Origin of the sequence: Enterobacter cloacae complex sp. P38RS (genome assembly GCF_014930775.1) — a bacterium.
GTDB lineage: Bacteria > Pseudomonadota > Gammaproteobacteria > Enterobacterales > Enterobacteriaceae > Enterobacter > Enterobacter bugandensis.
Genome location: NZ_JADBRS010000009.1, coordinates 146558 through 173467, shown reverse-complemented (window position 1 = coordinate 173467; position 26910 = coordinate 146558). Strand labels below are relative to the sequence as shown.

Below are 26910 nucleotides of genomic sequence, written 5' to 3'. Positions count from 1 at the left end.
AGAAAACACCTGCGAGAGATTAAATATGAAAACCATCAAATATGCTGTAGCTGCTGTTGCCCTGTCCGCTCTGTCTTTTGGCGCATTCGCCGTAGAGCCTGTTTCATCCACTCAGGCCCAGAGCATGAATAAAATCGGTGTGGTAAGTGCAGAAGGCGCGACCACGCTGGACGGCCTGGAAGCCAAGCTGGCTGAGAAAGCCGCTGCTGCCGGTGCAAGCGGATACACCATCACCTCCGCTAACACCAATAACAAGCTGAGCGGTACTGCGGTTATCTACAAATAATCGCCTGAAATGAATGCTGTACCCTCGCCAAACCCTCTGGTGAGCTGCTCCAACCCTCATTGACCCTGTTGTTTGTTACCCTTGCTTGCCCGTCCGCCACTGGACGGGCTTTTTTTTTGCTTAAAACGACTGTGCCACCCGCTGTAACCCCGCTTCCACCGTCTCTACCTCCCCTGTCGCCAGCAAGCAGCAGGCCATTTGCAATTTGATCGACTGTGGGACCGGCACATTTCCGGCCAGGCACTGCGTAATCCAGTGCGCGGTAACCTGCGGATCTTTTGACTCCGGCAGAATCACATCGCTGTTTTCTTCCCCGCGTTCAAGCACAACGCGCGTACCGGCAGAATCGATCAGCATCAGCTGTGGGCAACGCTGCGGATTGGCGTACACCTCCCCTTCTGTTCCGTGCATCAGCAGTGCGCGTCCACCGATTTCGGCAAAGAACTGACCGACGCGCGTCACGTACTCCGGATGAGAAACACTGGAAAGGCGCAGTGCGGCATCCTCAGCAAACGGCGTTGCCAGCTTCGCCAGGGTGTGCGCACTGTTACGCACGCCCATGCGCCAGCGCATGTCCAGCTGCTTTTCCAAAGGCGGGCAGAGCGCACGAACGGGAATATAGACCGGCTGGTTCCCCTCCAGCTTTGCCTGCGCCTGGCCGGCATGGAGGGTCGGTTCAATGCCCAGCAGTTCAAAGATGGTTTCTGTCAGTACGCGCGTGGGATCTTCGCTGACCCCATGTACCACCACCGGGAACCCCAGCTTATGTAACAATATCGCCAGCAGCGGCGTCAGGTTTGCCTGCTTGCGCGCCCCGTTATAGCTCGGGATCACAATCGGCATCGGTTTTGCCACCGGCGGCGTTAAGCGCAGCGTTTGCGCCTGCATCGCCTCGTAGAAACCACGCATCTCCGCTTCGCCTTCGCCTTTGATACGCAGCGCAATCAGGATGCCGCCCATCTCCAGGTCCGGTACCTCGCCGTTGAGCATACGGGTGTAAAGCGCGCGAGCGGTTTCATGGTCCAGGTCGCGGGCGTGGTTTTTCCCACGTCCTACCTCTTTGATAATTTTGCGATAATCCACGACATTCCTCCTGACAGCCTATCTTGTTAACACTATAGCCCTGATGAATGGCTATCCGTTAGTTTTTTATCCCTTAAGACAACCTTCTGTTTTAATAGCAAAAAATAAACACAAGCTTTTTTTCAATTATTTGTGATTTCTATAGAAGATTCGTATTCATACATTTTTTGATTAAATAACCAGCGGAAAGTCATTAAGGGTCAACGGTGAAAACGTCCAGGCAACGCTCTCACCCGAAACATATCAGGATTTGCTATGAACAAGGTTGCTTTAGGTTTAATCATCGCCGCAGCGGTGGGATGTTCTGCATCCACGTTTGCGGCAACGAACGGTGAAGGACAAATAAACTTCACCGGCGAAATTATCGATTCTGCCTGTCAGGTCGTAAATGGATTAAGTAATCCATTAAATGTACAGCTGGGCAAAGTGTCTAAAACGGTATTTACCGGTGCAGGCTCTACCAGCACCTTAACGAAGTTTGATATTCAATTAACGAATTGTCCTGACACGGTCACCTCCGCCGCCATTAACTTTGGCGGAACACCGGATGCGAATAACAATTCAACACTTGCCTTAACGCCAGATACCGATGCGGCGACAGGGGTGGCGATTCAGCTGGTGGATGCCTCGCAGCAGCCTGTCAGCCTATATACGCCGTCTCAGCAGTATCAGTTAACCTCCGGCACGGCGGTTAACGATCTGGAGTTCGGCGCACGCTATATCCAAACCGGCCCGGCAATTACCGCAGGCCCCGCTAACTCCGTTTCAACCTTCACCGTTATTTATAACTGATCTTATCAATCCGGGGATATTAATGCTTTCGCGAGCATTAATATCTTCTCTATTCATTGAGAAATCTTTATGCGCCACGGTTATTTACTGAGCACACTTTTACTGGTAGCAACTGCTTCACATGCTGGGGTCATTATTAACGGCACCCGACTGGTCTATCAGGGAGATAAAAAGGAATCTTCTCTTGGTCTTTCAAATCCAGATGCGACGGATTATCTGGTGCAGTCCTGGGTTGATTCCGGCGGTAAAAACCTGGCCAAAGCCCCGTTCCTGATCACCCCGCCGCTTTTCCGTCTGGATGCGCACGAAGATAACGTTCTGCGCGTGGTGCGTACGGGCGGAAATTTACCGGAAGACAGGGAATCCCTGTACTGGTTGAACATTAAAGCAATCCCTTCCTCAAAACACGTTGAGGGGGTAAATACGCTGCAAATCGCCATTAATACTCGAATCAAATTACTGTATCGCCCGTCTACGGTAAAAGGCAGACCAGAAGATGTGGCGGATAAACTTGAATGGCGCCGTGAAGGGAACGATCTGGTGGTGAATAACCCCACGCCGTTCTATATGAATTTCCAGACCGTTACGCTGAATGGTCATAAAGTCGCGAAAGCCACCTGGGCTGTTCCGAAAACGGAAACGCATTTTGCCTTACCGGGTAATGTCGGGGGTGCGGACGTGACGTATTCCATTATTACCGACTACGGCAGCATCAGCCATACCTGGTCGAAATCCGTTCATTAATTTTTTTCCCGGTAATAAAATAATTATGTACAGCCATAAAAAGCCGTTCACCTGCCGATTGTCTTCATTGCTGGTCATTCTCTGTGGCCTGGCAATGGCGATCTTTGCGCAGCAGGTTATGGCTGATGATTATTTTAACCCTGCCCTGCTGGATATTGATAATCCCCAGCAGGGTAAAACCGATTTGTCCATCTATGAAAAAGGACCAGGTCAGGCGCCGGGGAAATATGAGGTCGCGGTATTTATCAATAATAATAAAATTGATACCCGCAACGTGACCTTTACGCTTCAGAAAGATTCGCAGGGCAACAGCACGCTGCAGCCTTGCTTTAGCCTTGAGGAATTAAAAAGCCTCGGCATCAAAACCAAAAAGTTTCCGCAGCTGATGGCCAAAGGCCAGTGTGCTGATTTACATGTCATTCCTTCGGCATCCGCCACCTTTCGCGTTCGCAACCAGCAGCTGCTGATGAGCATCCCTCAAACGGCGCTGGGCCAGGTGCCTCGCGGTTACATTGACCCGAAAGAGTTTGACGAAGGGATCACTGCGGGCCTGCTTAATTACAGCGCCAATGCCAGCCACAGCCGCGCGCGACAGCACGGTGAGCAGGATAACAGCAGCCAGTACGTAAACCTGCGCCCAGGCCTGAACGTTGGCGCATGGCGCATTCGCAACTATTCCACCTGGAATCGCAGCACCACGGGCCATGAGGAGGAGCAGAAATTCACCTCCGTTTATACCTATGCGCAACGCGATATCGTGGCAATGAAAAGCGACATCACCGTCGGCCAGAGCTCATCCCCTGCCGACGTGTTTGACAGCGTTCCCTACACCGGGGTGGAGCTGAAATCCGACAGCGACATGCTGCCGGACAGCGAGAAAGGCTACGCGCCGATTATTCGCGGCACGGCCCACAGCAACGCGCTGGTGGTGGTTCGCCAGAACGGCTACGTCATTTATCAGAACACGGTCGCGCCGGGCGCCTTCGAAATTAACGATCTCTACCCCACCGGCAGCAGCGGCGACCTGCAGGTTACCGTGAAAGAGACCGACGGCAGCGAAAGCCATTTTGTCGTGCCGTTTGCCTCCGTGCCGGTCTTGCAGCGTGAAAAAAACCTGCGCTACAGCGTGACCGCCGGGCGTTATCGTTCCTATGACAACGATGTCGAAAAGACCCCGTTTGCCCAGGGCAGCGCCATCTACGGTTTACCCTACGGTATCACCGCCTACGGCGGCGTTCAGCAGAGCAGCCATTATCAGTCTCAGGCGGTGGGCGTCGGGAAAAACATGGGCGATTTAGGCGCCTTCTCCATTGACGTCACTCGCTCCAAAGCCCTGCTGAAAAAACAGCAGGCCAGCAAAGGCCAGTCGTGGCGCGTGCGCTACAGCAAAGATATCGCCCAGTCAGGCACCAACTTCTCGCTGGCCGGCTACCGCTATAACAGCAAAGGGTTTTACACCCTGGAAGACACCATGGAGTCGTATACCCGCTCTGACGACTGGTCTGAACCGCAGCAGCGCCGCGCCCGTACCGAAGCCACCGTCGACCAGACGCTGCCGGAAGGCTGGGGTTCCGTAACCCTGAGCCTGGTGAAAGAGACCTACTGGACCCAGAGCCAGGACATGACATCGGTGAGCGTCAGCTACAACAACAGCTGGCACGGCATGAGCTACAGCCTCAGCTATAGCATGAACAAAAACACCCGCGACAGCGACGAAGTCGGCAATGAGGTGACGAACGACAACCAGTTCGCGCTGAGCGTCTCGGTGCCGCTGGACCACTGGATGCATAACACCTGGGCCACCTACAACCTGAACAACACCAAAGATGGCACCACGCAGAATATCGGTCTGAACGGTACGGCGCTGAAAGAAGATAACCTCAACTGGAATATTCAGGAGGGGGTGAGCAGTACCGGCAGCGGCAACTCCACCAGCCTCAACGCCGATTACAAAGCAACGTACGGTGAACTGAGCGGCGGCGTCAGCCAGGACAAATATCAGCAGACCGTGAACGTCGGCCTGCAGGGCGGCGTGGTTGCCCATGCGAACGGCATCACCCTGAGCCAGCCGCTCGGTGAGACCATCGCGCTGGTGAAAGCGCCGGGCACGCACGGGACGCATATCACTAATCAGACCGGCGTTGAAACCGACTTCCGCGGCTACACCGTTGTCCCGTATGTGACCGCGTATCGCCACAACACCATTGCGCTGGATACCGAAACGCTGCCGGACAATGCCGACGTCACCCACGCCGCGCAGGTCGTCACCCCAACTCGCGGGGCCGTGGTGCGCGCCAGCTTTAACACCCGCGTGGGCAACCGCGTGCTGATGACGCTGACGCACAACGGCAAACCGCTGCCGTTCGGCGCGACGGTCACCACAGAGGATAAGGACAGCGAGTTTATTGTGGGTAATGACGGCCAGACCTATCTTTCGGGTCTGCCGCAGCAGGGGCATCTCGCCGTTTCCTGGGGACAGGACGCGAGCGAGCACTGCATCGCTGACTATGCGCTAACGGATGAGAAAGAGAAAACCAGCATCATTAACGCTGCCGCGCAGTGTCACTGATTCACCGTTCAGGCTAACGACTATGCAAATGATAAAACAGTGCTTTTTCTTACTGATTCTGGGCACCGCGGCATTATTTATGCCGCATGCGAAGGCTGACTGCACTACGCCCGATATGCCGAAAATGATCAACGTTGCCACCATTTCGGTCCCGACGACGCTGGCAGTAGGCGCTACCATTCCCGGTACGGAGCAGACTGTGCACGTCGCGGGTAACTGCAACCATCCTTACGAAAGCGGGATGGAAATCATCTCCTGCTATTACGGAAGTGGTTCGGAGATACCCGGGTTGACCGGCGTTTATGACACAGGCGTGCCTGGAGTCGGCATTGCCTTAAGGAACGACCAGGGCCAGCGCATTTCAGGCGGGGGAAAGGTCGCCTGCGATTCCCGCAGTACGCCCATCGGCTATGTATCGACCGATGGATCTCAGTCCTTTGATTTTAACGTCACGCTTGAGCTGGTTAAAACCAGTGATGCGGTACAGTCCGGCACGCTGCTTCAGGCGCAAACAGAGTTCGGTATTGGCGTATATGGCAACGACGGCATTGGTTCACCCAATGTTATCGCCTACGCAGGAAACGTTAACTTCCAGAACGTCACCTGCTCCGTCTCCCCAAAAAACCTGACCATCAATCTGGGCGACTTTCCGGTCAGCGATTTTGTCAGCGTGGGGATGCTATCCAGCCCGGCGCAAAACTTTGACGTGACGGTGAACTGCAACAGCAACGTGCAGCCTGAGGTGAAGGTCACCAGTTCGAACGGCTACGAAACCGCGTTCGAAGGGGTGATCAAACTCACCCGGCAGCCCGGCATGGCTACCGGCGTCGGGGTCAGAATGCTGTTTGACGACCATCTCGCCACCTTTGATACCTACGTGAACACCCAAAGACAGGCAATCGCCAACCAGACGCTGGCGATCCCGTTTGAGGTTCGCTACGAACAAACCAGCAACGTCGTGACGCCAGGCCCGGCCAACACCGTCGCCACCGTTACCCTCGCTTATAAGTGACGCTCATGAAAAAGACAGCTCTGATGCTGGCGCTGGGCCTGATAGCCCAGGCCCACGCCGATGATATTCAGATCCAGATGACGGGGAATATTTACGCCAACACCTGCGTCATTGACAGCGCCAGCCGCAACCTGACGGTAGATTTAGGCCAGGCAGTATCAGGTAATTTTAAAGATGTAGGGGATACCGGCGAATGGAAAGATTTTTCGCTCTCGGTATCGCACTGTCCCGCCACGCTGGCGCTTGCCACGGCCTATTTCTACGGCCAGGCAGACAGCGTGCACCCGACCAAATTCGCCAACACCGGCAGCGCGAAGGGGCTGGCGCTGGAGCTGGCCGACCGACAGGACAAGATCCTGATCGCCCCGCAGGCGGCGTTTAACGTGCCGATTAACCCGGCTGACCACACGGCCACGTTTCCGCTCTCCGCCCGCTATTACGCCACGTCTATGCCCGTCTCTGCAGGCACGTTCAGCAGCGTGATTCAGGTGACCTTTACTTACCAGTAGGACCACGCCCCTTAGCACGGATGCTTTTCCTGCGCCCGGCGGCCAGTTTTGCCGGGCGTTTTTTTACTTCAGGCACCTCCGGCTGCTCAATCGGAAAGATCGGCAGTGCGTTCAGCAGCCGCTGACCGTAGTTTTTGGTGAGCAAACGCTTGTCGTAAATCACTACCTCACCCCAGCAGCCGTGGCTACGAATAAGACGCCCCACCTGCTGAATCAGGTTAAACGACGCCGCAGGCAGGCTCTGCACCTCAAACGGATAGCGGTTGAGGCTTTTCAGCCACTCGCCCTCGGTGATCACCACCGGGCTGTCGATAGGCGGAAAGGCGATCTTATGGATATGCACCTGCGTCAGGTAATCCCCCTTCAAATCCAGCCCTTCGGCAAAGGACTGTAGCCCCACCAGCACGCTGCGCTCGCCGTTATCAATACGTTTGCGGTGCGTTTCCACCAGCCGGTAACGGGGCTGGTCGCCCTGCACCAGCAGGAGTAAACGCAGGTCGGTGACGTGCTCCAGGAAGCGCTGCATCGCCCGCCCGCTGGCAAACAGCACCAGCATGCCGGGATATTTTTTACTTTCGACCTGCTCGCGGAAGTAGGCCGCCATCTCCGCAATGTGCAGCTCTTCGTTGTCGATAAGCGGCTCGTATTTCATGCGTGGAATGACCAGCTTGCCCTGCTCGCAGTGGTTGAACGGCGAGTCCAGCGCCACAAAACGATCGCCCGCTTTCTCCTTCAGGCCGCTCATCTCCTGCAACCGTGAAAAGCTGTTCAGAGAGCGCAGGGTCGCGGAGGTCACCACCACGTGCGGCACGCTGCGCCAGATCAGCTTTTCCAGCTGATCGGCCACGCGGATGCCCACGCAGTGGAAAAAGAGATGCACCTGCCCGTCCCGCATTTCCCGGGTGGCCCATTTGGTGACCGGCGCGCCCGACGCCTGCGCCATCGAGGCCAGCCGCCAGAGCTTGCTCTGCGCCTCAAACATCCCCAGCGCGCGGTTCATTTGCAGCAGAATGCGGTGCAGCCGCACCACGTCGTGCGAGCCAGTTTTCTCGCTGAGGTCGTTCAGGAACATCTCCGCCAGCCCGCGCAGCTTTTCGAGATGCTTCGCCAGCTGCTGGCAGATCTCCATCACCTCTTCCGGCAGCTCCCCCATCGCGAAGCGGTGTTCTGCCTCCTGGGCTGCCGGAAGATAAAGATTGAGGATGTTATTCAGAGACGAGATAAGGCTGTAAACCTCTTCGCAGTGGTCGCTCAGCCGCTCAGGGACCGCCAGCGGCGGCGTGGTTTTCGGGCGAAACTGCTCCATGCAGGTCGCCACCAGTTTGCAGAACAGATCCAGCTGAAGTCGGAACCACGGAGCGGTGATTTCCGCGCTCATCTCCAGCGCGTCCCGCGCCACGTCAGGCAGGTGGTGGCCTTCGTCGAGCACCAGCAACAGGTTTTTCGGCTCCGGCAGCACCGCTTCGCTCTCCAGCGCCGCCATCACCAGCGCGTGGTTGGCGACAACCACCTCCGCCTCCTGGATCTCGCGCCGGGCGACGAAGAACGGGCATTCCCGGTAGTAGTGACAGTTGCGGTTCAGGCAGCTTGCTTTATCGGTACTGAGCCTGCGCCACAGGTCGTCGCTAATCGCCAGGCTGGTGTGATCCCGCAGGCCGTCCCACTTATAGCCGTCGAGCTCGGCTTTCAGCTTTGCGCACTGCTCCTGCTCGGCTTTGTTGTTTGGCGTCAGCTCGTCATCCAGAAAGGCGAGCAGGTCCTGCTGATTCGGTTCGCTGCTGGCCAGTGCCGCCAGGTTACGCGGGCAGACATACCGCCCGCGGCCAAAGGCGGCGGTAAACCGCAGGTCGGGGATAATTTTGCGCAGCAGCGGCAAATCTTTGCTGAAGATCTGATCCTGCAAGGCCACGTTCGCAGTGCTGACCACCAGCGTTTTGTCCTCTTCCCGCGCGATGGCGATGCCGGGAATGAGATACGACAGGGTTTTCCCAACGCCGGTCGGGGCTTCAATCGCCAGATGTCGCCCGTCGTCCCCGGCGAGCGTTTTTGCCACGTCGGCAATCATCTGCCGCTGCGGCGCTCGGGGGATAAAATCGGGGATCTGCTGCTGAAGCGCCTTATACCAGGCGCCTATTTGCGCTTTCAGCGCCGCGGTTAAAGCCATTGGAAAACCTGAAATACTGTATAAACAGCCACTATTGTGGCACTTTCTCTTCGCCGTCGCAAAAAGAAAAGCCCGGCTTTACGACCGGGCTTCCAGATTACTGCGGGTTAGCAGGCTTGCGCGGGCGGCGTCGGCGCTGCCCCTCGCCTGCCGGTTTCCCTTCGCCGCTGCGCCACGGGCTTTCACCGGCCGGCTTGCCGTCGTTATTACGACGAGGCGGTTTGCCGGATGACTTCGGCGCGCCACCTTCAGCACGACGCGGCTGCTGGCCGCGACCACCGCCGCCCTGACCGCGACCACCACCCTGACGACCGTTCTGAATCGGCTCGGCTTTGATGGACGGGTCCACTTCATAGCCCGGGGTTTCGATGCGCGGGATCTCTTTCTTCAGCAGGCGTTCGATGTCGCGCAGCAGCTTGTGCTCGTCCACGCAGACCAGAGAGAGCGCCTCACCTGTTGCTGTCGCACGGCCGGTACGACCGATACGGTGAACGTAATCTTCCGGCACGTTTGGCAGCTCGTAGTTCACCACGTGCGGCAGCTCTTCAATATCGAGGCCACGGGCAGCGATGTCGGTCGCCACCAGCACGCGGATGTCGCCGGACTTGAAGTCCGCCAGCGCGCGGGTACGCGCGCCCTGGCTCTTGTTACCGTGGATCGCCGCGCTGCGGATGCCGTCTTTATTCAGCTGTTCCGCCAGGTGGTTGGCACCGTGCTTGGTGCGGGTAAAGACCAGCACCTGCTGCCAGTTGCCCTGACCGATCATCTGGGAGAGCAGCTCCCGCTTGCGCTTTTTATCCACAAAGTGAACGTGCTGCGTCACCTGCTCGGAAGCGGTGTTGCGGCGCGCCACTTCCACTTCCAGCGGGTTATGCAGCAGCTTTTCCGCCAGCGCCTTGATCTCATCGGAGAAGGTCGCGGAGAAGAGCAGGTTCTGGCGACGCGGCGGCAGCTTCGCCAGCACCCGACGAATATCATGAATGAAGCCCATATCGAGCATGCGGTCGGCTTCGTCCAGCACCAGAATTTCAATGCTGTCGAGCTTCACCGCGTTCTGGTGTTCCAGATCCAGCAGACGGCCCGGCGTTGCCACCAGCACGTCCACGCCGCCGCGCAGCTTCATCATCTGCGGGTTAATGCTCACGCCACCGAAAACCACCAGCGAGCGAATGTTGAGATAGCGGCTGTACTCACGCACGTTCTCGCCAATCTGGGCTGCCAGCTCGCGGGTTGGGGTGAGGATCAGCGCGCGCACCGGACGACGGCCTTTGGCGTGCGGCTGGTTTTTTACCAGCAGCTCTAACAGCGGCAGGGTAAAGCCCGCGGTTTTACCGGTGCCGGTCTGGGCGCTGGCCATCAGGTCACGGCCCTGAAGCACGGCCGGAATAGCCTGCTGCTGGATAGGGGTTGGCTCAACGTAGCCCAGCTCTGCGATCGCGCGCAGAATTTCCGGGTTCAGGCCAAGGGAATCAAAAGACATAAAAACTCCGAACCGCCCCGACCATCACAGGTGTAGTTTTCAGGGAGATATCACGAATAGAAGGACAAAAACCACAATGTCGCGAAGGTGCGGAGTGTAGCAGCTTTTGTGACGTGGCGCATAAAATATCCCTGTCGTATCCCTCGACGATTTAGCGATTTAGGTATAATTTTAATCAATCGATTGATTAATTTTTAATGCCAACATGAATACGACACCGACGACAACCAAAGGTGAACAGGCCAAAAGCCAGCTTATCGCCGCCGCGCTGGCGCAGTTTGGCGAGTATGGCCTGCATGCCACCACGCGGGATATCGCCGCCCAGGCCGGGCAAAACATTGCGGCCATTACCTACTATTTTGGCTCAAAAGAGGATTTATACCTCGCCTGCGCCCAGTGGATTGCCGATTTTATCGGCAACAATTTTCGCCCACACGTTGAGGAGGCCTGCGCGCTGCTGAGCCAGCCGACGCCGGATCGTACCGCTATCAGGCAACTTATTCTCAATGCCTGCCACAATATGATCCGCCTGCTGACGCACGACGATACGCTCAACCTGAGCAAATTTATCTCCCGCGAGCAGCTCTCCCCCACTGCCGCTTATCAGCTGGTACACGATCAGGTGATTGCCCCGATGCACACCCATCTGACCCGGCTGATTGCCGCCTACACCGGGCGGGACGCCAGCGATACCGACACCATTTTGCATACCCACGCCCTGCTGGGCGAAATTCTCGCCTTCCGTCTGGGGCGTGAAACCATCCTGTTACGCACGGGCTGGGCACAATTCGATGAGGATAAAGCCGCGCAGATTAGCCAGGTCATCACCTGTCATCTCGATCTGATCCTGCAAGGCTTAACGCAAAGGAGCCTGAAGTGATGAAAAAACCTGTCACCATCGTTCTGGTGGTTGTTGTTTTGCTTGCCGCGGGAATCGGTGGCTGGCTGTGGTATCAGAGCCAGCAGGATCGGGGCCTGACGCTGTACGGTAACGTGGATATTCGCACGGTGAATATGAGCTTCCGCGTCGGCGGACGTCTCGCCTCGCTGAGCGTTGACGAAGGCGATGCCATCAAAGCCGGGCAGACGCTGGGCGTGCTGGACAAAGCCCCCTTTGAGAACGCGCTGATGCAGGCAAAAGCCGGCGTCTCCGTCGCCCAGGCGCAGTATGACCTGATGCTGGCGGGCTATCGCGATGAGGAGATTGCCCAGGCCGCTGCCGCCGTTAAGCAGGCCAAAGCCGCCTACGACTACGCGCAGAACTTCTATAACCGCCAGCAGGGGCTGTGGAAAAGCCGCACCATTTCCGCCAACGATCTGGAAAACGCGCGGTCATCCCGCGACCAGGCGCAGGCGACGCTGAAATCCGCGCAGGATAAATTAAGCCAGTACCGCTCCGGTAACCGCGAGCAGGACATCGCCCAGGCGAAGGCTAGCCTCGAGCAGGCGCAGGCGCAGCTGGCTCAGGCGGAGCTGGATCTGCACGACACTATCTTAACCGCCCCGTCTGACGGCACGCTGATGACCCGCGCGGTAGAGCCGGGCAGCATGCTCAGCGCGGGCAGCACCGTCTTGACGCTGTCCTTAACCCGTCCGGTATGGGTGCGGGCCTACATTGATGAGCCGAATCTCGGCCAGATGCAGCCGGGCCGCGAGCTGCTGCTCTATACCGACGGTCGCCCGGACAAGCCGTATCACGGCAAAGTGGGCTTTGTCTCCCCTACCGCCGAATTCACGCCGAAAACGGTAGAAACGCCGGATCTGCGTACCGACCTCGTGTACCGCCTGCGCATCATCGTCACCGACGCGGACGACGCGCTGCGTCAGGGCATGCCTGTTACCGTGACCTTAAACGACGGGGAACGACATGAATGATGCGGTTATCCAGCTCAATAATCTGGTCAAACGCTTCCCCGGAATGGATAAACCGGCGGTCGCGCCGCTGAACTGCACCATTCAGAAAGGCTACGTGACCGGACTGGTGGGCCCGGACGGCGCGGGCAAAACCACGCTGATGCGGATGCTGGCGGGGCTGCTGAAGCCGGATGAAGGCTCGGCCAGCGTGCTTGGCCTTGACCCGATAAAGGACGACGGCGCGCTCCACGCCATGCTCGGCTATATGCCGCAGAAGTTTGGCCTGTACGAAGATCTGACGGTGATGGAGAACCTCAATCTGTACGCTGACCTGCGCAGCGTCACCGGTGAAACCCGGCAGAAAACCTTCGCCCGACTGCTCGAATTTACCTCCCTCGGCCCGTTCACCGACCGGCTGGCGGGCAAGCTTTCCGGCGGGATGAAGCAGAAACTGGGGCTGGCCTGTACGCTGGTGGGCGAACCAAATGTGCTGTTGCTCGATGAACCCGGCGTCGGTGTAGACCCGATTTCCCGCCGCGAGCTGTGGCAGATGGTGCACGAGCTGGCGGGCGACGGAATGCTGATCCTCTGGAGCACCTCCTACCTCGACGAGGCCGAGCAGTGCCGGGACGTGCTGCTGATGAACGAAGGCGAACTGCTCTATCAGGGCGAACCGACCGAGCTGACGCACACCATGGCCGGGCGCAGTTTTCTGCTGCACAGCCCGCAGGAGTCCAACCGCAGGCTGCTGCAGCGGGTGCTGAAGCTGCCGCAGGTGAGTGACGGGATGATTCAGGGCCGCTCGGTACGCGTGATCCTCAAAAAAGAGGCCACCGTCGACGATATTCGCCGTGCGCCGGGCATGCCTGAGATTGAAATGGACGAGACCGCCCCGCGCTTTGAAGATGCGTTTATCGATCTTCTGGGCGGTGCAGGCACATCGGAATCGCCCCTTGGCGCAATCCTGCACACGGTGGAAGGCACGCCGGGCGAAACGGTTATTGAAGCGAAATCGCTCACCAAAAAATTCGGCGATTTCGCCGCCACCGACAACGTCAACTTTGCGGTGAAGCGCGGCGAGATATTTGGCCTGCTCGGGCCGAACGGCGCGGGAAAATCGACCACCTTTAAGATGATGTGCGGCCTGCTGGTCCCGACGTCCGGCAAGGCGCTGGTGCTGGACATGGATCTCAAGGTCAGTTCCGGCAAAGCGCGCCAGCATCTCGGCTATATGGCGCAGAAGTTCTCCCTGTACGGCAACCTGACGGTCGAGCAGAATCTGCGCTTTTTCTCCGGCGTGTACGGCCTGCGCGGGCGGGCGCAGAATGAAAAAATCCGCCGCATGAGCGACGCCTTCGGGTTAACGAATATTGCGTCCCACGCCACCGACGAGCTGCCGCTCGGCTTTAAGCAGCGGCTGGCGCTGGCCTGCTCGCTGATGCACGAGCCGGATATCCTGTTTCTTGATGAACCCACGTCAGGCGTGGATCCCCTCACCCGCCGCGAGTTCTGGCTGCATATCAACAGCATGGTGGAAAAAGGCGTGACCGTGATGGTCACCACCCACTTTATGGATGAGGCGGAATACTGTGACCGCATCGGGCTGGTCTATCGCGGCAAGCTGATTGCCCACGGCACGCCGGACGACCTGAAAGCGCAGGCCGCCGACGACGCACAGCCAGACCCGACCATGGAGCAGGCGTTTATCACCCTCATCCACGACTGGGATAAGGAGAATGCTCATGCGCAGTAACGTCCTTTCCTGGCGCCGGGTGCGCGCCCTGTGCATCAAAGAGACGCGGCAGATCGTGCGCGATCCCAGCAGTTGGCTGATTGCGGTGGTGATCCCCCTGCTGCTGCTGTTTATCTTTGGCTACGGCATTAACCTCGACTCCAGCAAGCTGCGGGTCGGGATTTTGCTGGAGCAGCAGAGCGAAGAGGCGCTGGACTTCACCCATGCCATGACCGGCTCACCCTACATTGACGCTACCGTCAGCGACAACCGGCAGGAACTGATCCAGAAAATGCAGGCCGGGAAAATTCGCGGCCTGATCGTCATCCCGGTGGATTTCGCTGCCAACATGGCGCGCCCGGGTGCCGATGCGCCGATTCAGGTGATTACCGACGGCAGCGAGCCGAACACCGCCAACTTCGTGCAGGGCTATGCGGAGGGGATCTGGCAGCTCTGGCAGATGCAGCGCGCCGAAGACCGGGGCGAGACGTTTGAACCGCTCATCGATGTGCAGACGCGCTACTGGTTTAACCCCGCCGCCATCAGCCAGCACTTTATTATTCCGGGGGCGGTGACCATCATTATGACGGTGATTGGCGCGATCCTCACCTCGCTGGTCATCGCCCGCGAGTGGGAGCGCGGCACTATGGAGGCGCTGCTCTCCACCGAGGTGACGCGGGTTGAGCTGCTGCTGTGCAAGCTCATCCCCTACTACTTCCTCGGCATGCTGGCGATGCTGCTCTGCATGCTGGTCGCGGTCTTTATTCTTGGCGTGCCGTATCGCGGCTCGCTGGTGGTGCTGTTCTTTATCACCAGCCTGTTTTTACTCAGCACGCTGGGGATGGGGCTGCTCATCTCCACCGTCACCCGCAACCAGTTTAACGCCGCGCAGGTGGCGCTCAACGCCGCCTTCCTGCCATCGATTATGCTCTCCGGTTTTATCTTCCAGATAGACAGCATGCCGGCGGTGATCCGCGCTGTGACCTACATCATTCCGGCGCGCTACTTCGTGAGCACGCTGCAGAGCCTGTTCCTGGCTGGGAATATTCCGGTGGTGCTGATTATCAATACCCTGTTTTTGCTGGCGTCGGCGGTGATGTTTATCGGGTTGACGTGGCTGAAAACCAAACGGCGACTGGATTAAGGAGCGCACATGTTTCACCGCTTATGGACATTGATCCGCAAAGAGCTGCAGTCCCTGCTGCGCGAGCCGCAAACCCGCGCCATTCTGGTGCTGCCGGTGCTGCTTCAGGTTTTATTGTTCCCGTTTGCCGCCACCCTTGAGGTAACTAACGCCACCATTGCCATTTATAATGAAGACAACGGCAAACACGCCGTCGAGCTGACGCAGCGTTTTGCCCGGGCGAAGGCCTTTACCCACATCCTGCTGCTGAAAAGCCCGCAGGAGATCCAGCCCACTATCGACACGCAAAAAGCGCTGCTGCTGGTGCGTTTCCCGGCGGATTTCTCTCGCAATCTGGATACCTTCCAGACCGCGCCGATGCAGCTGATCCTCGACGGGCGCAACTCCAACAGCGCCCAGATAGCGGCCAACTACCTGCAGCAGATAGTGAAGGAGTATCAGCAGGAGCTGATGGAGGGCAAACCGAAGCCCAATAACAGCGAACTGGTGGTGCGCAACTGGTACAACCCGAATCTGGACTACAAGTGGTTTGTGGTGCCGTCGCTGATCGCCATGATCACCACCATCGGGGTGATGATCGTGACCTCTCTGTCCGTGGCCCGCGAGCGCGAACAGGGCACGCTGGATCAGCTGCTGGTTTCCCCGCTCGCCACCTGGCAGATTTTCGTCGGCAAAGCGGTGCCGGCGCTGATCGTCGCCACCTTCCAGGCCACCATCGTGCTGGGAGTGGGAATTTGGGCCTACGAGATCCCGTTCGCCGGATCGCTGGCGCTGTTTTACTTCACGATGGTGATTTACGGGCTGTCGCTGGTGGGGTTTGGGCTGCTGATTTCAGCGCTCTGCTCCACGCAGCAGCAGGCGTTTATCGGGGTATTCGTCTTTATGATGCCGGCGATTCTGCTCTCCGGGTACGTGTCGCCCGTCGAGAACATGCCGGTGTGGCTGCAGGATTTAACGTGGATAAACCCGATTCGACACTTTACGGATATCACCAAGCAGATCTATCTGAAGGATGCGAGTCTGGACATTGTGTGGGGAAGTTTGTGGCCGCTACTGGTCATAGCGGCCACGACGGGGTCAGTGGCCTATGCGATGTTTAGACGCAACATTGCGTAGCTTTTTCTCTTTAGTGAGCAGCGACACTACCGCTGGCCCTGCAAGGATTGCCAGACCCGCGAGGGCCAGCAGCAGGTTGTTTTGCAGCACGCGTGAAAGCAGCCACAGCACGATCATCGCGGCACCAAAGTACCAGGTGGTGGTGAGCTCTTCGAGCACATCACCCACCTCGCGCCAGCGCGCGTCATGGTGGCGCTGTAAGAACAGCATCGACAGCACGGTGACGCCATAGAGGACGCATAGCCCTAAGCCAACACGCACCAGCGTGCCGCTCATTAAGCCCATCACCAGTACGGCCACGACCAGTAAATGCAACATTATCTGCCAGCAACTCAAACCCGTTGCGACACGAACACGTTGTTGCCACTTCATGGCTTCTCTCCTGAAGGATTTTTCTCTGCTTAATCAGACTACCGCACTTTACGGAAAATTCCGTAACGCCGCATCTTTTTGTGACGCCGACTACACTTTATTTTCATCGGGATAGTCACCCAGGAAGGTGTTTATGAGCAAAAAAACGCAGCATTTCTCGCTTAAGGTGCTGACGATAAACATTCATAAGGGCTTCACAGCATTTAACCGCCGCTTCATTTTACCGGAGCTGCGCGACGCGGTACGCACCGTCAGCGCGGACATTGTCTGCCTGCAGGAGGTGATGGGCGCGCACGAGGTACACCCCATGCATTTCGAAAACTGGCCCGATACGCCGCACTATGAATTCCTGGCCGACACCATGTGGAGCGATTACGCTTACGGCCGCAACGCGGTCTATCCGGAAGGCCATCACGGTAATGCGGTGCTGTCGCGTTTTCCTATAGAACATTATGAGAACCGGGACGTTTCCGTCGGGGAGAGCGAAAAGCGCGGGCTGCTTTACTGCCGCATCACGCCGCCAGAACTTGACGTTCCGGTTCACGTGGGCTGCGTTCACCTCGGACTGCGTGAAGCCCACCGCCAGGCGCAGCTGCAGATGCTGGCGGACTGGACCAATGCGCTGCCGGAAGGCGAACCCGTGGTGGTCGCCGGGGATTTTAACGACTGGCGGCAGCGCGCCAACCATCCGCTGAAGGTCAAAGCGGGACTGGAGGAAATTTTCACCAGGGCACATGGTCGTCCCGCACGGACGTTTCCGGTGCGCTTCCCCCTGCTGCGCCTGGACCGCATCTACGTGAAAAATGCGCATGCCAGCAGCCCGACGGCGCTGGCGTTACTGAACTGGCGACATCTTTCCGACCATGCCCCGCTGAGCGCGGAGATCCACTTATGAAATGCACCTGGCAGGAAGGTAACCGTATTACGCTGCTGGAAAACGGCGATAACTTCTATCCGGCGGTTTTTGAGGCGATTAGCCACGCACAGCAGAAAGTCTACCTTGAAACGTTTATCTGGTTTGAAGACGACGTTGGCAGGCAGCTGCACAGCGTACTGCTGCATGCCGCCCGGCGCGGGATAAAAATCGAGGTGCTGCTCGATGGATATGGCTCGCCGGATCTTAGCGATGAATTTGTTAACGAGCTCACCGCCGCCGGCGTGGTGTTCCGCTACTACGATCCCGGTCCGCGTCTGTTCGGCATGCGCACCAACCTGTTCCGCCGCATGCACCGCAAAATCGTCGTAGTGGACGAAACGGTGGCGTTCGTGGGCGGCATTAACTACTCCGCCGAGCATATGTCGGATTACGGCCCGGAGGCCAAGCAGGACTACGCGATCCGCATTGAGGGACCGGTGGTTCAGGACATCCAGCTGTTCGTGCTGGAAAACTTGCCCGGTAAAGAGGCCGCTCGCCGCTGGTGGCGACGCCGTCATCGCCCGGAAGAGAACCGCAAGCCCGGCGAAGCGCAGGCGCTGTTTGTCTGGCGGGACAACGAGGAGCATCGGGACGATATTGAACGTCATTACCTGAAGATGCTGGCCAATGCGAAGCGCGAAGTGATTATCGCCAACGCCTATTTCTTCCCCGGCTACCGTATTCTGCACGCCATGCGCAACGCGGCCCGACGCGGCGTGAGCGTTAAACTGATTGTGCAGGGCGAGCCGGATATGCCGATTGTGAAGGTGGGCGCGCGCCTGCTCTACCGCTACCTGGTGAAAAGCGGCGTGCAGATATATGAATACCGCCGCCGCCCGCTGCACGGCAAAGTGGCCGTCATGGATGACCACTGGGCAACCGTCGGCTCCAGTAACCTCGATCCGCTGAGCCTGTCGCTTAACCTGGAAGCGAACCTGATCATCCACGACCGTCAGTTTAACCAGACCCTGCGGGATAACCTTCAGGGACTTATCCATAAGGACTGCGTACGGGTGGATGAGTCCATGGTGCCGAAACGGAGCTGGTGGAACGTTGGCATCGGCGTGGTGGTGTTCCACTTCCTGCGCCACTTCCCGGCGATGGTCGGCTGGCTGCCGGCGCATACGCCAAAGCTGGCGCAGGTTGACCCGCCGGTACAGCCTGAAATGGAAACCCAGGACCGCGTTGAAGCGGAAGATGGAGGCAAACCCTGATGTCAAAATCTCATCCTCGCTGGCGGCTGGCGAAAAAAATCCTCACCTGGGTATTTTTTATTGCGGTCGCGGTACTGCTGGTGGTCTACGCGCAGAAAGTGGACTGGGAAGAGGTGTGGAAGGTTATCCGCAACTATAACCGGCTGGTGTTGCTCGGTGCCGTAGGGCTGGTTATCGTCAGCTACCTGATGTACGGCTGCTATGATCTGCTCGGTCGTGCCTACTGCGGCCACAAGCTGGCTAAACGTCAGGTGATGCTGGTGTCGTTTATCTGCTACGCCTTCAACCTGACGCTGAGCACCTGGGTGGGCGGCATCGGCATGCGCTATCGCCTGTACTCGCGTCTCGGATTGCCGGGTGGCACCATCACCCGCATTTTCTCGCTGAGTATCACCACCAACTGGCTGGGGTACATTCTGCTGGGCGGGGTGATTTTCACCATCGGCGTGGTGCAGCTGCCCGCGCACTGGTATATCGATGAAGCGACGCTGCGCATTCTCGGCATCGTGCTACTGCTGATCATCGCCGTGTATCTGTGGGCCTGCGCCTTTGCCAGACGCCGCCATATGACCATTAAAGGGCAGAAACTGGTACTGCCGTCGTGGAAGTTCGCGGTGCTGCAGATGGCGGTATCCAGCGCCAACTGGATGGCGATGGGGGCGATCATCTGGCTGTTGATTGGCGAGGACGTGAACTACTTCTTCGTGCTGGGCGTGCTGCTGGTGAGCAGTATCGCCGGGGTTATCGTGCATATTCCGGCGGGAATTGGTGTGCTGGAGGCGGTGTTTATCGCGCTGCTGGCCGGAGAACATGTTTCACAGGGGACGATTATTGCCGCCCTGCTCGCCTACCGCATGCTCTATTACTTCCTGCCGCTGGCGCTGGCAACGGTCTGTTATCTGGTGCTGGAGAGCCGGGCGAAAAAGTTACGGGCGAAAAATGAGAAGGCAATGGCGAAATAAAAGCAAAACGGCAACTTTGTTGCCGTTTTAAGCGTTTGTTCCCTCTCCCGTGGGAGAGGGTCAGGGTGAGGGCACCAGACCGCACCGCCACCCGGCAAAACAACCTCAGCGACGGTTGCCGAAAATCCGCAGCAGCATCAGGAACAGGTTGATGAAGTCCAGATACAGCGTCAGCGCGCCCAGAATCGAGTATTTGCGCAGGTTTGAACTGTCGCGCACGTCGATCTGCTCGCCGATGTTTTTCAGCTTCTGAGTGTCATAGGCCGTCAGCCCGACAAAGACTACTACACCGATATAGGTCACGGCCCACATCAGCGCGTCGCTCTTCAGCCACAGGTTCACCAGCGATGCCAGCACAATCCCGATCAGCCCCATAAACAGCATATTACCTAAGCCGCTAAGGTCACGTTTGGTGGTGTAACCGTAAAGGCTCATCACGCCGAACATCCCGCCGGTCACCACGAAGGTGCTGGCGATGGAGGAGTAGGTGTAGACGATGAAAATGCTGGAGAGCGTCAGCCCGGTCAGCGCCGAATAGAGCATAAACAGCGTGGTCGCCATTCCGGCACTGAGTTTCTGCACCAGGCCGGAAAGCACAAACACCAGCGCCAGCTGTGCGATAATCAGCCCAAAGAAGGTGATTTTGCTGGAGAAGATAAACATCATCAGCTCAGGCGTGTTCGCCGCATACCACGCGATAAACGCGGTAAGCAGCAGGCCGACCGTCATCCAGCCGTACACCTGCGCCATATACGTCTGCAGCCCGCTACGGGTCTGCTGTACTATTGAATCGGAACGCGGAAATCGGTCCATGATTCACTCCTGATTAAGGTTAAGAAGAGACACACACATTAAGAGTAACACATCCACGTAAACCGACTACCAACGGCTGGCGGCCTGTTTATCGCTGTCGCGAGATTCCACCCAGCGGTCGCCTTCCGGCGTGGCTTCGCGCTTCCAGAACGGCGCTTTGGTTTTGAGGTAATCCATAATGAACTCCCCTGCCGCAAAGGCGCTGCCGCGGTGCGCGCTGGTCACGCCGACAAAGACAATCTCTTCGCCGGGCCACATCTCGCCGATGCGGTGGATCACCGTGACCCGCCCGAGCGGCCAGCGGCCTCGCGCTTCATCCACAATTGCCGCCAGCGATTTTTCCGTCATGCCCGGATAGTGCTCCAGCGTCAGCGCTTTTACGCTGTCGCCGAGATTGTGGTTACGCACTTTACCGGTGAACGTAACGACCGCGCCGTCTTCATCGCGCTCCGCCAGCCAGTCATATTCTGTACCGACGTTAAAGCGCTCGGGACCGACCAGAATTCGGGTTTCAGCCATCTTAGCCCCCTGTGACCGGCGGGAAGAAGGCCACTTCATCCCCTTCAGTCAGCGGGTGGGTGAACTCCACCAGCGTCTGGTTAACGGCCGCCAGCAGCTTGCCTTCGTCGAGCGCCAGCGCCCAGCGGTCGCTTTGTGCCGCCAGGTGCGCGCGCAGGGCGGCGACGTTTTCAAAAGAGGCGTCCAGCGTCAGGCTGTCGGTATTGACCAGCTCACGCACCTGGGCGAAAAAGAGCACCTTAATCATGGCTGTCCACCTTAAAATCACCGGATTTGCCGCCGCTTTTCGCCAGCAGACGAACCGGGCCAATCACCATATCTTTCTGCACCGCTTTGCACATGTCGTAGATGGTCAGCGCGGCGACGGAGGCCGCCGTCAGGGCTTCCATCTCCACGCCGGTTTTGCCGGTTAAGCGGCAGAGGGACTCAATACGCACGCGGTTGTGCTCCGGCTGCGCCTGCAGGTTCACTTCCACCTTGCTTAGCATCAACGGATGGCAGAGCGGGATGAGGTCCCAGGTCCGTTTTGCAGCCTGAATACCGGCGATGCGGGCGGTGGCAAAGACGTCGCCCTTATGGTGACTGCCGTCGATAATCATCGCCAGCGTCTCCGGCAGCATGGTGACGAATGCCTCAGCACGCGCCTCGCGCACCGTTTCGGCCTTGGCGGAGACATCCACCATATGCGCTTCGCCAGCGGCGTTAATGTGGGTCAGTTGTGACATAGTTTACTTCTTCAAATGGGGATGAAAATTACACGGACGGGTACGGGCATCCAGCTGCGGGGCAATAATATTTTCCCATGCGGTGCGGCAGGCTTTGGTCGAGCCCGGCATGGCGAAAATCAGCGTGTTGTTTGCCACGCCGGCCACCGCGCGCGACTGCAGCGTGGAGGTGCCAATCTCTTCAAAGGAGAGCATGCGGAACACTTCGCCGAAGCCTTCTACCTCGCGGTCAAACAGCGGGATCAGCGCCTCGGGGGCCTGATCGCCCGCGGTAAAGCCGGTGCCGCCGGTGATCAGCACCACCTGCACCTCAGCACTGGCGATCCACTGAGAGACCTGCGCGCGAATGGCGTAGCGGTTCTCTTTCACAATCGCTTTATCGACGATGGTATGCCCCGCGTCATGGGCCGCCTCACGCAGCCAGTGGCCGGAGGTATCATCCTCTTCTCCACGGCGGTCAGAAACGGTAAGAATAGCAATGCGTGTCGGGATAAATTCTGCGCTGACCTGACTCATCTTCTGGTTCCTTCTAAAGACTGATTACCCGCCGATGTAGGACAGGTTCTGAGTAATGCCGGTATTGCCCTGATGCAGGAAGTGGGTCTGTTTTTTGTGCGTCAGCGCCTCGGAAATGCGTGCTTGAAGTGCGCCCTGCTGCGCATCGTCTTCCAGCAGATCGCGAAGATCCACGCCACCGTCGCCAAACAGGCAGAGATGGAGTTTGCCGACCGACGATACGCGCAGGCGGTTACAGCTGGCGCAGAAGTCTTTTTCATAGGGCATGATAAGCCCAATCTCGCCTTCGTAATCCGGGTGACAGAAGACCTGTGCCGGGCCGTCGCTGCGCTGGCGGATCTGGTGGATCCAGCCGCGTTTCAGCAACTCGTCGCGCAACACCATGCCGGAGATGTGATGGCGGCGGAATAGCTCGCTGCCCTCGCCCGTTTCCATCAGCTCGATAAAACGCAGTTGAATGGGACGGGATTTAATCCACGCCAGGAAGGTGTCCAGCTGATGGTGGTTTACGTCGCGCATCAGCACCGTGTTGACTTTGACCTTTTCGAACCCGGCGGTAAACGCCGCATCGATGCCGTCCATCACCTGGCGGAACTTGTCCTGACCGGTAATGGCGTGAAACTGCCGGGCATCAAGGCTGTCCACGCTGACGTTGATCGCGGTTAGGCCAGCGTCGCGCCAGTTGGCCACGTCACGCGCCATGCGATAACCGTTGGTGGTCACCGCGATCTGGCGGATGCGTTCGTTTTCGCGAACGGCGGCAATGATGTCGGGGAAATCGCGGCGCAGGGAGGGTTCGCCACCGGTCAGACGGACTTTTTCGGTACCGAGCTCAGAGAACGCACGCGTGACGCGGCGCACTTCATCCACGGAGAGAAAGCCATTATTGGTGACGCTGCCCGGCTTGTAGCCAGCGGGCAGGCAGTAGGTGCAACGGAAGTTGCACACATCGGTAATCGACAGACGCAAGTAGTAAAACTTACGCGCGAAAGCATCAGTAAGTTGTGAAGCCATGTACACCTTTCCAGATCGGGAGGCACAGTCATTTCTTTCTGTACCCTGGTGGCAAATCCGCCACGGCCAGGGCGCCATATCATTCGACACAGGCGCCAGGGCTAGAGTGTATGTTTTCAGTTTTGAAAACGTGGTTATGGCGATAGTAGCGTGGAAATCGACACTCCGCCATTGTCGCTTTTCGCTATATAATTACGTATATAGCGATTCAGTCCTGCATTTTCGCTACAGAATACCTAAAAACCGCATTTTCGCATTGATATACGTCATTTTGCATTGGGTGAGGCATCGTCTTTTGGGGGTAGTTAGGTTACTGTTACGCGATCGAACGTGATAAGGAATACGTATGCGCAATCGCACTTTTGCGGATCTTGACCGAGTGGTCGCTCTTGGCGGAGGCCACGGCCTGGGCCGCGTCATGTCCTCTTTGTCGTCACTGGGCTCACGGCTGACAGGGATAGTGACAACCACCGACAACGGCGGCTCAACCGGGCGGATCAGGCGGGCTGAAGGCGGCATTGCCTGGGGAGATATGCGCAACTGCCTGAACCAGTTAATTACCGAGCCGAGCGTCGCGTCGGCGATGTTTGAGTACCGTTTTGGCGGCAATGGCGAACTTTCCGGGCATAACCTCGGAAATCTGATGTTAAAGGCGCTGGATCACCTGAGCGTACGGCCTCTGGAAGCCATCAACTTAATCCGTAATCTGCTCAAGGTGGACGCATTCCTGATCCCCATGTCTGAACAACCGGTTGACTTGATGGCAATCGATGCCGAAGGGCATGAAGTTTACGGCGAGGTGAATATTGACCAGCTCCTCCTGCCGCCAACGGAGTTAATGACCTATCCGAGCGTACCCGCCACGCGGGAAGCGGTGGAGGCCATTGGTGAAGCGGATCTTATCCTGATCGGTCCAGGCAGTTTTTATACCAGCCTGATGCCCATTCTGCTGGTAAAAGAGCTGGCGCAGGCGCTGCGTCGCACTCCTGCCCCGATGGTCTATATCGGTAACCTGGGCCGTGAGCTGAGTCCGGCAGCGGCGAGCCTGTCGCTGGCGGACAAGCTGGACCTGATGGAGCAGTACGTCGGTAAGAAAATTATCGACGGTGTCGTGGTTGGGCCAAAAGTGGATGTGACAGGGATTGGCGATCGCGTGGTGGTGCAGGAGCCGCTGGAAGCCAGCGATATTAAATATCGTCACGACCGCCACCTGCTGCGCGAGGCGCTGGAGAAAGCGATTCAGGCGTTGGGTTAGGTTCGCTTTGTGCGGCCTGATGCCCTCACCCCAGCCCTCTCCCACGGGGAGAGGGGGATTACACGCCGCTTTACCTATGATGCCGCGATAAACAGATCCCGCAGCTGATGCAGCTGGTCGCGGATCTGTGCCGCCTCTTCGAACTCCAGGTTCTGGGCGTGCTGCATCATCTGCCCTTCCAGCTCGTGGATTTTCTGCTGCAGTGCCTTCGGCGTCAGTACGACGGTATCTTCTTCCACCACTGAACGCCCCTTGCCGCGGCCTTTCGCTTTGGTCTTCGCAATGTTCTGACCCAGTGCCAGAATATCCACCACCTTCTTGTTCAACCCCTGCGGCGTAATGCCGTGCTCTTCGTTGTAGCGCTGCTGCTTCTCGCGTCGGCGTTCCGTTTCGCCAATCGCTTTCGCCATCGACGGGGTGATTTTGTCGCCGTACAGAATCGCTTTCCCGTTGACGTTACGCGCGGCGCGGCCAATGGTCTGGATCAGGGAGCGTTCAGAGCGCAGGAAGCCCTCTTTATCGGCGTCCAGAATCGCCACCAGCGAAACTTCCGGCATATCCAGACCTTCTCGCAACAGGTTGATCCCCACCAGCACGTCAAACTCGCCCAGACGCAGATCGCGGATAATCTCCATGCGCTCCACGGTGTCGATATCCGAGTGCAGATAGCGCACCTTCTCACCGTGTTCTTCAAGATACTCGGTCAGGTCTTCCGCCATGCGCTTGGTGAGCGTCGTCACCAGCACGCGCTCGTTGATGGCGGAACGGGCGCGGATCTCAGAGAGCAGATCGTCCACCTGGGTCGCCACCGGGCGCACTTCGATAATCGGGTCCAGCAGCCCTGTCGGACGGACCACCTGATCGATCACCTCATCGCCGGATTTTTCCAGCTCGTAGTTGCCCGGCGTGGCCGACACGTAGATGGTCTGCGGCGCCAGCGCCTCAAACTCTTCAAACTTCATCGGACGGTTATCCAGCGCTGACGGCAGGCGGAAGCCGTACTCCACCAGCGTCTCTTTACGCGCGCGGTCACCGCGGTACATCCCGCCGATCTGCGGGATCGTGACGTGGGATTCGTCGATCACCAGCAGACCGTCGGCCGGAAGGTAGTCAAACAGCGTCGGCGGTGGCTCGCCCGGCCCGCGCCCGGAGAGGAAGCGTGAGTAGTTTTCGATACCCGAGCAGTAGCCCAGCTCGTTCATCATCTCCAGATCGAACTGGGTGCGCTGGCTCAGGCGCTGCTCTTCCAGCAGCTTATTGTTAGCCAGAAGCACCTTACGGCGCTCTGCAAGCTCCTCTTTGATCTCTTCCATCGCCTGCACGATACGCTCTCGTGGCGTCACGTAGTGCGTTTTAGGGTAGATGGTAAAACGCTGTATCACCGACTCAACGTGGCCGGTCAGCGGGTCGAACAGTGACAAACGCTCGACCTCTTCGTCAAACAGCTCGACGCGCAGCGCCATATCGTCCGATTCCGCCGGGAAGATGTCGATCACCTCACCACGTACGCGGAACGTCCCGCGCTGGAAGGCCTGGTCATTACGGGTGTACTGCAGTTCGGCCAGACGGCGCAAAATTGCGCGCTGATCGATGATCATCCCCTGCGTCAGGTGCAGCATCATCTTCAGATAGAGATCCGGATCGCCCAGGCCGTAAATCGCCGAAACAGACGCGACCACAACCACATCGCGACGCTCAAGCAGCGCCTTGGTCGCCGAAAGTCGCATCTGTTCGATGTGTTCGTTCACCGAAGCATCTTTCTCGATGAAGGTATCAGAGCTCGGCACATAGGCTTCCGGCTGGTAGTAATCGTAGTAGGAGACAAAATACTCCACCGCGTTTTCTGGGAAGAACTCTTTCATCTCGCCGTAAAGCTGTGCCGCGAGGGTTTTATTGGGTGCAAGCACCATCGTGGGGCGCTGCAGGTCAGCGATCACGTTGGCGACAGTAAACGTTTTGCCCGAGCCGGTTACCCCCAGCAGCGTCTGGTGCGCCAGCCCGTCTTCCAGCCCCTCTTTAAGACGACGGATCGCCTCAGGCTGATCGCCAGAGGGGCGGAAAGCAGAATTCAGTTTGAACGGTTTACTCATGGGCGACGACCTGATGACGTTATAAGCGG

General features: G+C 57.9%; 26 protein-coding genes and 1 riboswitch. Of the genes, 15 read left to right on the top strand and 11 right to left on the bottom strand.

Translation table 11 applies throughout. The features are described 5' to 3' along the window. Positions 1–25 precede the first annotated feature (25 nt). Positions 26–286 (top strand): DUF1471 family protein YbiJ, encoded by a 261-nt coding sequence (gene ybiJ / locus IM303_RS14050; protein WP_014883102.1) that lies wholly within the window; start codon positions 26–28, stop codon positions 284–286. A 120-nt stretch (positions 287–406) separates the two neighbouring features. Here the strand turns inward: ybiJ and ybiB are convergent, their stop codons facing one another. Further along, entirely contained in the window at positions 407–1369 is a 963-nt protein-coding gene (ybiB, locus tag IM303_RS14045) for a DNA-binding protein YbiB (protein WP_048999192.1), read from the bottom strand. Between the two features lie 255 nt (positions 1370–1624). On the opposite strand from ybiB, the gene IM303_RS14040 reads away from it, so the two are divergent. The 5 genes from IM303_RS14040 (at position 1625) to IM303_RS14020 (ending at position 6995) form a co-directional block, all read left to right on the top strand. Further along, positions 1625–2161 (top strand): fimbrial protein, encoded by a 537-nt coding sequence (locus IM303_RS14040; RefSeq protein ID WP_028012440.1) that lies wholly within the window; start codon positions 1625–1627, stop codon positions 2159–2161. A gap of 69 nt (positions 2162–2230) precedes the next feature. Next, the gene (locus IM303_RS14035) at positions 2231–2905 is read left to right on the top strand and encodes a molecular chaperone (protein WP_048999193.1); all 675 of its coding nucleotides are present in this window, start codon (positions 2231–2233) and stop codon (positions 2903–2905) included. A gap of 25 nt (positions 2906–2930) precedes the next feature. Then, complete coding sequence (locus tag IM303_RS14030) at positions 2931–5474, top strand: fimbria/pilus outer membrane usher protein (RefSeq protein WP_193360028.1); 2544 nt, start codon at positions 2931–2933, stop codon at positions 5472–5474. A 22-nt stretch (positions 5475–5496) separates the two neighbouring features. Further along, a complete protein-coding gene (locus IM303_RS14025; RefSeq protein ID WP_193360027.1) occupies positions 5497–6486 on the top strand; it encodes a fimbrial protein in 990 nt (329 codons plus the stop codon). A 5-nt stretch (positions 6487–6491) separates the two neighbouring features. Continuing rightward, complete coding sequence (locus tag IM303_RS14020; RefSeq protein WP_047368144.1) at positions 6492–6995, top strand: fimbrial protein; 504 nt, start codon at positions 6492–6494, stop codon at positions 6993–6995. Here IM303_RS14020 and dinG read toward each other — a convergent pair. Further along, positions 6982–9159: an ATP-dependent DNA helicase DinG gene (dinG, locus tag IM303_RS14015; protein WP_193360026.1), complete on the bottom strand. Its 2178-nt coding sequence runs from the start codon at positions 9157–9159 to the stop codon at positions 6982–6984. The two genes, IM303_RS14020 and dinG, sit on opposite strands and share 14 nt — an antisense overlap. 97 nt (positions 9160–9256) lie before the next feature. Beyond that, positions 9257–10639 carry an ATP-dependent RNA helicase RhlE gene (gene rhlE / locus IM303_RS14010; RefSeq protein ID WP_193360025.1) on the bottom strand — a complete coding sequence of 461 codons (1383 nt, stop codon included), beginning with the start codon at positions 10637–10639 and terminating at the stop codon, positions 9257–9259. A gap of 205 nt (positions 10640–10844) precedes the next feature. On the opposite strand from rhlE, the gene cecR reads away from it, so the two are divergent. From cecR to IM303_RS13985, 5 genes are read left to right on the top strand one after another with little or no spacing between them, the layout of a single operon-like run. Continuing rightward, positions 10845–11519: a transcriptional regulator CecR gene (gene cecR, locus IM303_RS14005; protein WP_045630915.1), complete on the top strand. Its 675-nt coding sequence runs from the start codon at positions 10845–10847 to the stop codon at positions 11517–11519. Beyond that, the gene (gene hlyD / locus IM303_RS14000) at positions 11519–12514 is read left to right on the top strand and encodes a secretion protein HlyD (RefSeq protein WP_047368141.1); all 996 of its coding nucleotides are present in this window, start codon (positions 11519–11521) and stop codon (positions 12512–12514) included. The genes cecR and hlyD overlap by 1 nt, the downstream gene beginning before the upstream one ends. Continuing rightward, on the top strand, positions 12507–14246 hold the full coding sequence (locus IM303_RS13995) for an ATP-binding cassette domain-containing protein (RefSeq protein WP_192986191.1): 1740 nt from the start codon (positions 12507–12509) through the stop codon (positions 14244–14246). Before hlyD ends, IM303_RS13995 begins: the two co-directional genes overlap by 8 nt. Next, positions 14236–15369: an ABC transporter permease gene (locus IM303_RS13990; RefSeq protein ID WP_192986193.1), complete on the top strand. Its 1134-nt coding sequence runs from the start codon at positions 14236–14238 to the stop codon at positions 15367–15369. Before IM303_RS13995 ends, IM303_RS13990 begins: the two co-directional genes overlap by 11 nt. A gap of 9 nt (positions 15370–15378) precedes the next feature. After that, a complete protein-coding gene (locus IM303_RS13985) occupies positions 15379–16485 on the top strand; it encodes an ABC transporter permease (RefSeq protein WP_041910726.1) in 1107 nt (368 codons plus the stop codon). Here the strand turns inward: IM303_RS13985 and IM303_RS13980 are convergent. Further along, on the bottom strand, positions 16447–16857 hold the full coding sequence (locus tag IM303_RS13980; protein ID WP_028012428.1) for a YbhQ family protein: 411 nt from the start codon (positions 16855–16857) through the stop codon (positions 16447–16449). The two genes, IM303_RS13985 and IM303_RS13980, sit on opposite strands and share 39 nt — an antisense overlap. A gap of 133 nt (positions 16858–16990) precedes the next feature. Here IM303_RS13980 and IM303_RS13975 point away from each other — a divergent pair, with 133 nt between their 5' ends. Genes IM303_RS13975 through IM303_RS13965 form a run of 3 tightly spaced genes read left to right on the top strand, consistent with a single transcriptional unit; the run spans position 16991 to position 19949 of the window. Next, positions 16991–17752 (top strand): endonuclease/exonuclease/phosphatase family protein, encoded by a 762-nt coding sequence (locus IM303_RS13975; protein WP_041910727.1) that lies wholly within the window; start codon positions 16991–16993, stop codon positions 17750–17752. After that, positions 17749–18987, top strand: coding sequence for a cardiolipin synthase ClsB (gene clsB, locus IM303_RS13970; protein WP_048999200.1), 1239 nt, complete (start codon positions 17749–17751; stop codon positions 18985–18987). The genes IM303_RS13975 and clsB overlap by 4 nt, the downstream gene beginning before the upstream one ends. Further along, on the top strand, positions 18987–19949 hold the full coding sequence (locus IM303_RS13965; protein WP_048959982.1) for a YbhN family protein: 963 nt from the start codon (positions 18987–18989) through the stop codon (positions 19947–19949). The genes clsB and IM303_RS13965 overlap by 1 nt, the downstream gene beginning before the upstream one ends. A gap of 105 nt (positions 19950–20054) precedes the next feature. Here IM303_RS13965 and IM303_RS13960 read toward each other — a convergent pair whose 3' ends face one another. From IM303_RS13960 to moaA, 6 genes are all read right to left on the bottom strand, one after another. Further along, positions 20055–20762 carry a Bax inhibitor-1/YccA family protein gene (locus tag IM303_RS13960; RefSeq protein ID WP_010428846.1) on the bottom strand — a complete coding sequence of 236 codons (708 nt, stop codon included), beginning with the start codon at positions 20760–20762 and terminating at the stop codon, positions 20055–20057. 66 nt (positions 20763–20828) lie between these two features. Then, on the bottom strand, positions 20829–21281 hold the full coding sequence (gene moaE, locus IM303_RS13955; RefSeq protein WP_028012424.1) for a molybdopterin synthase catalytic subunit MoaE: 453 nt from the start codon (positions 21279–21281) through the stop codon (positions 20829–20831). Position 21282: 1 nt separating this feature from the next. Continuing rightward, positions 21283–21528, bottom strand: coding sequence for a molybdopterin synthase sulfur carrier subunit (gene moaD / locus IM303_RS13950; RefSeq protein WP_045259953.1), 246 nt, complete (start codon positions 21526–21528; stop codon positions 21283–21285). Continuing rightward, positions 21521–22006 (bottom strand): cyclic pyranopterin monophosphate synthase MoaC, encoded by a 486-nt coding sequence (moaC, locus tag IM303_RS13945; RefSeq protein WP_008501142.1) that lies wholly within the window; start codon positions 22004–22006, stop codon positions 21521–21523. Before moaC ends, moaD begins: the two co-directional genes overlap by 8 nt. A 3-nt stretch (positions 22007–22009) precedes the next feature. Then, positions 22010–22522: a molybdenum cofactor biosynthesis protein B gene (gene moaB / locus IM303_RS13940; RefSeq protein ID WP_028012422.1), complete on the bottom strand. Its 513-nt coding sequence runs from the start codon at positions 22520–22522 to the stop codon at positions 22010–22012. Between the two features lie 24 nt (positions 22523–22546). Continuing rightward, positions 22547–23536: a GTP 3',8-cyclase MoaA gene (moaA, locus tag IM303_RS13935; RefSeq protein ID WP_193360024.1), complete on the bottom strand. Its 990-nt coding sequence runs from the start codon at positions 23534–23536 to the stop codon at positions 22547–22549. Further along, positions 23524–23657, bottom strand: a riboswitch (molybdenum cofactor riboswitch). It overlaps the preceding gene by 13 nt. Positions 23658–23882: 225 nt before the next feature. Between moaA and yvcK the strand changes: the two genes are divergently transcribed. Then, positions 23883–24791 carry a uridine diphosphate-N-acetylglucosamine-binding protein YvcK gene (gene yvcK, locus IM303_RS13930; RefSeq protein WP_028012420.1) on the top strand — a complete coding sequence of 303 codons (909 nt, stop codon included), beginning with the start codon at positions 23883–23885 and terminating at the stop codon, positions 24789–24791. A 74-nt stretch (positions 24792–24865) separates the two neighbouring features. Here yvcK and uvrB read toward each other — a convergent pair whose 3' ends face one another. Then, positions 24866–26881, bottom strand: a complete 2016-nt coding sequence (uvrB, locus tag IM303_RS13925; RefSeq protein ID WP_193360023.1) for an excinuclease ABC subunit UvrB — start codon at positions 26879–26881, stop codon at positions 24866–24868. Positions 26882–26910: the final 29 nt, after the last annotated feature.